The 6,304-nt window shown below is 61.1% G+C and carries 5 protein-coding genes; 3 read left to right on the top strand and 2 right to left on the bottom strand.

The genetic code is table 11. The features are described from left to right. The first annotated feature begins 231 nt into the window (after positions 1-231). Positions 232-1,383: a macrolide transporter subunit MacA gene (macA, locus tag A462_RS32055; RefSeq protein WP_032898521.1), complete on the top strand. Its 1,152-nt coding sequence runs from the start codon at positions 232-234 to the stop codon at positions 1,381-1,383. 3 nt (positions 1,384-1,386) lie between these two features. After that, positions 1,387-3,345, top strand: a complete 1,959-nt coding sequence (locus A462_RS32060; RefSeq protein WP_003212489.1) for a MacB family efflux pump subunit — start codon at positions 1,387-1,389, stop codon at positions 3,343-3,345. Positions 3,346-3,470: 125 nt separating this feature from the next. Here the strand turns inward: A462_RS32060 and A462_RS32065 are convergent, their stop codons facing one another. Together A462_RS32065 and A462_RS32070 are read right to left on the bottom strand one after the other, a co-directional pair. Next, complete coding sequence (locus tag A462_RS32065) at positions 3,471-4,160, bottom strand: helix-turn-helix transcriptional regulator (RefSeq protein ID WP_008430163.1); 690 nt, start codon at positions 4,158-4,160, stop codon at positions 3,471-3,473. A gap of 185 nt (positions 4,161-4,345) precedes the next feature. Next, positions 4,346-5,590 carry a methionine gamma-lyase gene (locus tag A462_RS32070; protein WP_003212495.1) on the bottom strand — a complete coding sequence of 415 codons (1,245 nt, stop codon included), beginning with the start codon at positions 5,588-5,590 and terminating at the stop codon, positions 4,346-4,348. Positions 5,591-5,714: 124 nt separating this feature from the next. On the opposite strand from A462_RS32070, the gene A462_RS32075 reads away from it, so the two are divergent. Next, positions 5,715-6,185, top strand: a complete 471-nt coding sequence (locus A462_RS32075) for an Lrp/AsnC family transcriptional regulator (RefSeq protein ID WP_008430161.1) — start codon at positions 5,715-5,717, stop codon at positions 6,183-6,185. The last annotated feature ends 119 nt before the right edge of the window (positions 6,186-6,304 follow it).

Genomic DNA, 6,304 nt, shown 5'->3' with positions numbered 1-6,304 from the left:
GTCCTGGGCCARGGATGGCCCATGACGGCGGCCCACGGCCCAAAGCCGGAGTGAGGGCACACCGAGCCTAGGCGAGGTGCCGAGTGGTGGGGCAAGAGCGTTTTGCTTACTTTTGCGCTGTTCAAAAGTGAGCCGCTGTAAGAGCGGAACCAATATCAGCCGTTACTAAAAAAACGGATATGTACTCCGAGCCAAAAGCCGGACCAACTTCAACGTCTTCTGTGGTCACTTATGGAAAAGTCAAAGCTTCGCAAAACAGGAATGGCCCTGGCCCTGGCAATCGCCGCCGCCCTGACCATCTACACCGTGCAGGCCCCCGCAGACGCGCCGCAATACCTGACCGCCACCGCCGAACGCAGTGACATCGAAAACGCCGTCCTGGCCACCGGCCTGCTCGAAGGCGTCAAGCAGGTCGATGTCGGCGCCCAGGTTTCCGGCCAACTCAAATCCCTGAAGGTCAAGGTCGGCGACAAGGTCAAGAAGGGCCAATGGCTGGCCGAAATCGACCCGTTGATCCTGCAGAACACCCTGCGCAAAGCCCAGGTCGACGAAGAAAACCTCCAGGCCCAACGCCGCGCTACTGCGGCGCAACTCAAGGAAACCAAATCCGTCTACGAACGCTATCAGGGCCTGCAGGAGGACGAATCCGTGTCCCGCCAGGACTTCGAAACCGCCGAGTCCAATTACGAGGTACAGCGCGCCAACCTGATGTCCCTCGACGCCCAGATCAAAAGCGCCCACATCCAGATCGACACCGCCAAGATCAACCTGGCCTACACCCGCATCGTCGCGCCAATCGACGGCGATGTAGTGGGCATCGTCACCCAGGAAGGCCAGACCGTGATCGCCAGCCAACTGGCACCGGTGCTGCTCAAGCTCGCCGACCTGGACACCATGACCGTCAAGGCCCAAGTCTCCGAAGCGGACGTGATCCACATCAGTCCGGGCCAGCAGGTGTATTTCACCATCCTCGGCGAGGCCGACAAACGCTACTACGCCAAATTGCGCGGTACCGAACCTGCCCCGCAGAATTTCCTCGAAACCCAGACCGCCGGCACCCCCAAGCAAAACACCGCGGTGTTCTACAACGCGCTGTTCGACGTACCCAACCCCGACCACCGCCTGCGCATCGCCATGACCGCCCAGGTGCGCATCGTGCTCGACACCGCCAAGGCCGCACTGACCGTGCCGGTGGCCGCACTCGGCCCGCGCAATGCCGATGGCAGCTTCCCGGTGCGGGTGCTGGACGCCAAGGGCAAGGCCAACACGCGGCAGGTGCAGACGGGCATCAACAACAACGTCAAGGTGCAGATCCTCGATGGCCTGGCCGAAGGCGACAAGGTGGTGATCGGCGACCCATCGCCTGCCGTGGCGGGGGGCTGATTGATGACTCAGCCACTGCTGGAGCTTAAAGGCATCGTGCGCAGTTTCATGGCCGGTGACCGCGAATTCATTGCGCTCAAGGGCATCGACCTGACCATCCACGCCGGGGAAATGGTCGCGATCACCGGGGCCTCGGGTTCGGGTAAATCCACCCTGATGAACATCCTCGGTGGCCTCGACTACGCCACCGCCGGCAGCTACAAGATCAATGGCATCGAAACCCGCACCCTGGGGGATGAGCAACTGGCCGAGCTGCGCCGCGACTACTTCGGTTTTATCTTTCAGCGTTACCACTTGCTCGCGCACCTGAGCGCGTTGCACAACGTGGAAATGCCGGCGATTTATGCCGGTACGCCGGAAACCGCCAGGCATAGCCGCGCCGGGGAATTGCTGGCACGCCTGGGGTTGTCGGGGCATTTGACCCATCGCCCGAGCCAGCTGTCCGGCGGCCAGCAACAGCGCGTGAGTATCGCCCGGGCCTTGATGAACGGCGGCGAAGTGATCCTCGCCGACGAACCCACCGGCGCCCTCGATACCCACAGCGGCAAGGAGGTGATGCGCATCCTGGCCGAGCTGCACGCCGCCGGGCACACGGTGATCATCGTTACCCATGACCCGAAAGTCGCGGCCAATGCCCAGCGGATCATTGAGGTGCGCGATGGCGAGATCGTCAGTGACCGCGCCAATCAGAGTGTCGGCCTCGACCTGCCCACCGAAGCGCCCATCGAGCCCAAGCGCAGCGGTGCGCGCAAGTTGGTGGCGAGCCTCGGGCTGTTCAAGGAGGCCTTCAACATGGCCTGGGTGGCGCTGATTTCCCATCGCATGCGCACCTTGCTGACCATGCTCGGCATTGTCATCGGCATCACCTCGGTGGTGTCGATCTCGGCCATCGGCGAAGGCGCCAAGCGCTATGTGCTCAAGGACATCCAGGCCATTGGCAGTAACACCATTGATATCTTTCCCGGCAAGAGTTTTGGTGACAGCCGTGCGTCAGCCATCGAGACGTTGTTGCCGTCGGATGTGGATGCGCTGAACCAGCTGTATTACGTCGACAGCGCCACGCCGGTGGTGGGGCGCAACCTGTTGCTGCGTTACGGCAATATCGACCTGGACGCCCAGGTCAATGGGGTCAGCGATCGCTATTTCCAGGTCAAGGGCCTGAAGCTCGAAGCCGGAATTACCTTCAGCGAAAGCGACGCCCGGCGCCAGGCCCAGGTGGTGGTGATCGACCACAACGCGCGCCATCGACTGTTCGCGCCAGGCGTGGATCCGCTGGGTCAGGTGATCCTGGTGGGCAACCTGCCCTGTACGGTGATCGGGGTGACGGCCGACAACAAAAACATGTTCGCCGCCAGCAAGGCGTTGAACGTGTGGGTGCCGTACGAGACGGCAGCGGGGCGGCTGTTGGGCCAGCGTCATCTGGACAGCATCACGGTGCGCATCAAGGACGGCCAGCCGAGCAAGGTGGTGGAAGAGAACGTCACCAAGCTGATGTTGCAACGTCACGGCACCAAGGACTTCTTTACCAACAACCTCGACAGCATCATGCAGACGGTGCAGAAAACCAGCCGTTCCCTGGCGTTGCTGCTGTCGTTGATTGCAGTGATTTCGTTGCTGGTGGGCGGCATCGGAGTGATGAATATCATGCTGGTGTCGGTGACCGAACGCACCCGCGAAATCGGGATTCGCATGGCAGTGGGCGCGCGGCAATCGGATATTCGCCAACAGTTCCTGGTGGAAGCGGTGATGGTCTGCCTGATTGGTGGGATGATCGGCATCTCGCTGTCATTCGCCATCGGCTATCTGTTTTCGTTGTTTGTGAAAGAGTGGGAAATGGTGTTTTCCCTGGGCTCGGTGGTGACGGCGTTTGCGTGTTCAACGTTGATCGGGATTGTGTTCGGGTTTGTGCCGGCGCGGAATGCGGCGCGGTTGGATCCGATTGAAGCCCTGGCCCGGGATTAGGCCGGGAAGAGATCAAAAAATGTGGGAGCGGGCTTGCTCGCAAATGCGCTGGATCAGTCACACATGTATTGACTGACACTGCGCATTCGCGAGCAAGCCCGCTCCCACATTTGTTCCTCGGTGTTCTAGAGAGTGGCGTTTTCTTCTGTGGAATACATCCACCGCATCAATGAATGCCGGCCACTGATGCCCATCTTGATCGCTGCCCGCTTGAGGTAGCTCTCGATGGTATTGACCTTCAGTGCCAACTGCTCCGCCAGTTCCGGCGCGGTACGCCCGGCCAGCAGCCCCACGCACACCTCAAGCTCCCGGCTGGACAGGGCCAGCCCCGATTGCGCGAGGCGCTCTTCAAAGCGCCGGCGCAAGGTGTCGATGCCTTGTTGCTGCGGCGCTTCGCTGTCCGGATCGCTGGGTTGCAGGGCGCTGATGTGTTTTTCAACCATCGGCAGCAGCAGGGAGGAGAAGTCTTGCAGGATGATCCGCTCCTGCTGGGAAAAACTTTCGCAGGGGTTGGAGCGATACACCGACAGCACGTAGCTGACGTCATCCTTGCGCCGGGTCAGGTGCAGTTGGGCGGCGGCCTGGGCCTCTGCCTGCCCTGGCAGCGGGTCGGTGTACACCGGGCTGATCCCCGTCATTCGCGAACTGCCTGCCTTGCGCGGTGAACTCACAGGCATTTGGGTGATGTGCGTGGCGTCGACCGCCAGTTGGGTGAGAATCAGGTCATGCAGCATGCGCGGGAAATGCCGGCTGCCGGTGCTGGCGATGACTTTGCCAATGTGGGGGAACAGGTGTGAGTTCATCATTTCATCCATGAGTTTCAATGAGGGCGGCGTACAGGGCAGTGATCTCCATGACTGCCGCCTCGTATGCTAGTACAGGCTTTCGCAAACGGGCCAATGAATGGATCAAATTTTTTGCGGTGCAGGGCGCAACGGGAGAAGCCCGACCTTTTCAGGCCGGGCTATTGATAAACGTCGCGCCTGCCTGTGAATTTACTTCAAGCGTGATGAACGTTGTGTTGCACCGCCCGGGATTTCGGCTTTACGGCACAGGCCTGCAGGGCTTGGGCAACGTCGGCCAGCAGGTCGGCGACATCCTCAAGGCCCGCCGAGAGTCGCACCAGCCCTTCGGAAATCCCGTGGTGGGCGCGCTGCTCCGGGGTGTAGGTGGAGTGGGTCATGCTGGCCGGGTGCTGGGCCAGTGACTCGGCGTCCCCCAGGCTCACGGCCCGGGTGAACAGCTTGAGGGCGTTCATGAAGCGTCGGCCCATGTCGATGCCGCCCTTGAGTTCAAACGCGATCATGCCGCCGGATTGTTTCATCTGCCGCGCGGCCAGTTCGTATTGAGGGAAGGAGCGCAGGCCGGGGTAGGTCACCCATTCCACCAGGGGATGGGCCTGCAAGGCTTCGGCGATGGCCAGGGCGTTGCTGCAATGGCGGTCCATGCGCAGGGCCAGGGTCTTGAGGCCGCGCATCAGCAGGGCGGCGTCCTGGGGTGACATCACCGCACCGGTCAGGTCCTTGAGCCCTTGCAGGCGAATGCGCTGGGCCAGGGCCTGGCTGCTGACGGCGATGCCGGCGGTGATATCGCCGTGGCCACTGAGGTATTTGGTGGCCGAGTGCACCACCACGTCGGCGCCCATTTCCAGCGGGCGTTGCAGGTAGGGCGTGCAGTAGGTGTTGTCCACCACCACGGTGATCCCGGGTTGCCGGTGGGCGATCTCGGCGACGGCGGCGATGTCCACCAGTTGCAGGTTGGGGTTGGCCGGGGTTTCGAAGTAGATCATGCGCGTGGCCGGGTTGATGGCCTCACTCAGGGCGTTCAGGTCGGTGAGGTCGACGTGGCGCACCTTGATGCCGAATTCGCCGATGCCGTGGTGCAGCAGGGCGAAGGTGCAGCCGTAGAGGGTCTGGCTGACGATGATTTCGTCACCGGGGCGCAACAGGGTCCAGAACGTCGCGGCAATCGCGCCCATGCCGGAGCTGAAGGCTACGGCGGCTTCGCCGTTTTCCAGGGTGGCCATGCGCGCTTCCAGCAGGGCCAGGGTGGGGTTGGAGATGCGGGTGTAGAAGTGCCCGCTCTCTTCGCCGGCAAAGCAGGCGGCGCCGTATTCGGCTGTGGGGAAGGCGAAGGTGGCCGATAGATAGATGGGCGGCACGAGGGCGCCGTGGTGGTCTTGAGGGTCGTAGCCGTGGTGGATGGCGCGGGTGGAAAAGCCGAACGTGTTGTGTTTATTTTTCATGGTCGGACGCTCCTTATTTCCTACAATGCTATGCTTATAACGGCGGCCGAACGTTCCATAGTTTGCTGGGAAAAGCCGGTAGATTGGGATGAAAAACAATAAAAACGACGTTTTGAGGCAAGATATGCCCATGCATCTGGATCGGACTGACAAGGCACTTTTAAACGCCTTGCAGGGTAATGCGCGGTTGACGGTGGCGGAGTTGGCGGAGCGGGTGTCGCTGACCACTTCGCCGTGTTGGCGGCGGGTGAAGAACCTTGAGGACAGCGGGGTGATCGGCGGTTATCAGGCGATCCTGTCGCCCAAGGCGCTGGGGTATGGGGTGACGGCGTTTGTCAGCATCATGATGGATACGCACTCCCGGGAAGTTGCCCGGGCGTTTGAGCAAAGGTTGCTGGAGATTCCCGAGATTGTGGCGTGTCATAACGTTTCGGGGCGGTATGATTTTTTGTTGGAAGTGGTGGCGAAGGATCTGGAGTCGTTTGGGGAGTTTGCGCGGGAGGTGTTGCAGGGGTTGCCGTGTGTTAAGGAGATTTACTCGAGTTTTTCTTATAAGTCGGTGCGGCCGTTGCGGGTGATTCCTTTGCCGGAGTGATGGTGTACATATCCGTTTCTTCGGTAACGGCGGATTATGGTTCCGCTCTTACAGCGGGTCACTTTTGGCAAACGCCCCAAAAGTAACCAAAAGGTCTTTGCCCCACCACTCGGTGCCTC

Origin of the sequence: Pseudomonas sp. Ag1 (genome assembly GCF_000278565.1) — a bacterium.
Classification (GTDB): Bacteria; Pseudomonadota; Gammaproteobacteria; order Pseudomonadales; family Pseudomonadaceae; genus Aquipseudomonas.
The sequence above is the reverse complement of the archived record's forward strand: the minus strand, read 5'-3'. Positions and strand labels throughout refer to the sequence as shown.

Excerpts from the sequence above, each read along its gene's own strand:
- macA (WP_032898521.1), top strand. The coding sequence starts at position 232 with ATGGAAAAGTCAAAGCTTCGCAAAACAGGAATGGCCCTGGCCCTGGCA.
- A462_RS32075 (WP_008430161.1), top strand. The coding sequence starts at position 5,715 with ATGCCCATGCATCTGGATCGGACTGACAAGGCACTTTTAAACGCCTTG.
- A462_RS32065 (WP_008430163.1), bottom strand. The coding sequence starts at position 4,160 with ATGGATGAAATGATGAACTCACACCTGTTCCCCCACATTGGCAAAGTC.
- A462_RS32060 (WP_003212489.1), top strand. The coding sequence starts at position 1,387 with ATGACTCAGCCACTGCTGGAGCTTAAAGGCATCGTGCGCAGTTTCATG.
- A462_RS32070 (WP_003212495.1), bottom strand. The coding sequence starts at position 5,590 with ATGAAAAATAAACACAACACGTTCGGCTTTTCCACCCGCGCCATCCAC.